At 67.2% G+C, this 2,835-nt stretch carries 1 protein-coding gene and 1 pseudogene; one reads left to right on the top strand and one right to left on the bottom strand.

The window, feature by feature from the left end:
• Nucleotides 1-96: 96 nt before the first annotated feature.
• Nucleotides 97-1,362, top strand: a pseudogene (locus tag ACZ6IM_RS41905) (IS701 family transposase).
• On the opposite strand, the gene ACZ6IM_RS41910 reads toward ACZ6IM_RS41905, so the two are convergent.
• Complete coding sequence (locus tag ACZ6IM_RS41910; protein ID WP_469564477.1) at nt 1,329-2,618, bottom strand: GNAT family N-acetyltransferase; 1,290 nt, start codon at nt 2,616-2,618, stop codon at nt 1,329-1,331. The pseudogene ACZ6IM_RS41905 and the gene ACZ6IM_RS41910 sit on opposite strands and share 34 nt — an antisense overlap.
• Nucleotides 2,619-2,835 lie beyond the last annotated feature (217 nt).

The following is a 2,835-nucleotide window of genomic DNA, read 5'->3' on the forward strand; positions in this document are numbered from 1 at the left end:
AACTGCGGCGGATAGTTCTTCATGACCACGAGATGTCCGTTCTCAGATCCTCAGGATCCAGTGTCTCGTGTGTCCAACATCAAGGGTCAAGGCCCCATGACCCGAATCGCGGGCCGGTTCAGGCGGGTTGAGCCGCGCGCCACAGCCCGCGCGTTCGTGCTCGGATTGTTGTCCGGCGTCGAGCGGAAGAACTGCTGGCGGCTGGCCGAGCAGGCCGGCCATGCCCGCCCTGGCCCGATGCAGCGGCTGCTGCGAACCGCCCACTGGGACGCCGACGCCCTCCGTGACGACGTGCGCGCCTACGTCCACGAGCACCTCGGCGCCGACAACGGCGTGCTGATCGTCGACGAGACGGGCTTCCTGAAGAAGGGCATCGCTTCGGCGGGCGTGCAGCGGCAGTACACCGGCACCGCGGGGCGGATCGAGAACAGCCAGGTCGGTGTCTTCCTTGCCTACGCCTCCAACAGATGACGGGCGTTGATCGACCGCCGACTCTACCTGCCCGATACATCCTGGTCCCAGGACACCGAGCGCCGCACCCGTGCCGGGGTGCCCGACCAGGTGGAGTTCGCGACCAAGCCCACGCTGGCCGGGCAGATGATCGCGGCCGCGCTGGACGCCGGCATCGGCGCGTCCTGGGTGACCGGCGACGAAGCATACGGTCAAGATCCCGGCCTGCGCGCGCTGTTGGAGTCCCGCCGGACTGGTTACGTCCTGGCCGTCGCCTGCAGCACCCGGGTGCGGATCAACCAGGGGCGAACCGCTGCCCGGGCGGATGTCGTCGCCGACCGCCTGCCGGCCTCGGCCTGGCACCGGCAGAGCGCAGGAGCCGGAGCAAAGGGGCCGCGCTACTACGACTGGGCCTGGATCGAGATCGGCGCCGACGGCCACCGGCATCTGCTGATCCGCCGCAACCCGAGCAGCGGCGAACTCGCCTTCTACCTGTGCTGGTCCCCAAGACGGGTGCCGCTGGCCGAACTCGTCAGAGTGGCCGGGACGAGGTGGTGCATCGAGGAGTGCTTCCAGGCCGCGAAAGGCCAGGTCGGACTGGATCACTACCAGGTCCGCCACTGGACCGCCTGGCATCGGCACATCACGCTGGCCATGCTCGCCCTGGCATTCCTGGCCGCCCTCGCTGCCGACGCGACACCGGTCAGGACCGCACAGCCGAACCGGCCCGCCCGCAGCCCCGACCCCATCGACCTGACCGTTCCCGAGATCCGCCACCTGCTCGGCACCCTGCTGAGCCCACCGAACACATGCCCGCGCAGGCTGTTGCACTGGTCAAACTGGCGCAGAACCCACCAGGCCACGGCCCGGCGCAGCCACTACCAGCGACGACTCGCTGCCCCCGCGACCTGATAGATCACGAAGTCGCACTGGAGTACTAGAGGATGCTGCTCGTCCACGCGCAGCAGCGGAACGTGCAGTTCACCCCCACGGGTTTCGTGGCAATAGGTGGCCAGCAACCGGCCGTCCTGGTCGGTGATCTGCTGGCGGACCCACTGGCCGGGCCGGGCCGCAAAGTCCCGCAGCCGTGCTTTGAAGGCCTTCTGTCTCTCCCCGCCGGGCTTGTCGAGGAAAACCAGCTGTTGTTGCTCCTGACCGGCGGCGACAGCTGTTGTGGTCAAGGCGGTGCCGAGAAGACTGCCGGGCTGGTAGGCCTGGGTGCGGGTCAATTCGTCGATGGCCAGCACGCTGTCGGTCGGTCCCAGGATCCGCGCGCCGCACACCTTCTCCGCCACTGGACTGAGTGCTATCAGACGCTCATCGCGGGTCACCAGCAGCTGCACGCCTGCGGCGTGCGCCTGGACGACGTAGGCGAGGTCTGCATTGTCATTGGCAGTGCGTGGCAGCTCGACGCCCAAATCTTCCCAGTCTGCCTCGATCAGCTTCCTGAGCATCTGGTCCTGATCGATCTGTGCGAGCTTGGGCTGCCGATAGTGCATCAGCGCATGGATCTGGGCTTTACGTTCGTCGGCATGGCCGCCGTTGTGGATCTCGGTGACGAGTTGCGGCAAGACGACCAGTTCGAGCAGGTCCACCAGCCAGTTCGCGGCCAGCGCCTTCGTCTCTTGCGCACCGTTGCGCGGGAGAGAGCTGTGCAGATCGGCGAAAATGTTGCAGTCCATCGCCGCGGTCACCAGCGCCGGCGACTCGACCTCGGTGAACAGGTCGGGATGACCGTGGCTGCGCCACCACACCACGAGTGGTTCACGCGTATCTCCGCGGCCTGCGACTTCCGTGCGCATCTGGAAGCCCAGCCTGGTCCACATCTTCTCCAGCCCGTAGCTCTTACGGCATCTGAGCATGATGCCGAGCCGATCTGCATGCCGCTCGGAGATGGCGTCGACCGGCTTCGCGTTCACCCTCTGGCCACGGTAGGAGGCCTCGACGCACAGGTGAGTCAGACGTACCCGGTCGCCGGGCAGACCGTACAAGGCGTAACCGACCACCTGCCGACCCTCCACGGCGACCAGAAGCGTGCCGGTCTCGGCGGCCTGCCGAAACACCGCATGCGGCAGGAACCCCAACGTCTCGCGGTTGCGGTCACCCAGGTCCATGACGGCCGCCAGTAGGTCTTCGTCGGCCGCAGTCACCGCCGCAATGTCCACCACTGCATCCCCCTGACCGCGTCTGGTGATCCGTTAGCCACAGAGTGTGTCTGCCTTGGTCATCATTGTCAGCCGAACGTGCCGTATTCCTCCTAAAAGGAACGCAAGCGAGCCACAAAAGGCGGGGGGTCTTGGGGGTGGGGGCCGGCAGAGGCGGGGGCCCCCCCCACAGCCCCCCGGGGGGGTGGGGGGGAGCCCGGGGTTGGGGGGGTCGAACAAT

The sequence above is a fragment of the Streptomyces sp. NPDC042336 genome, assembly GCF_055581985.1.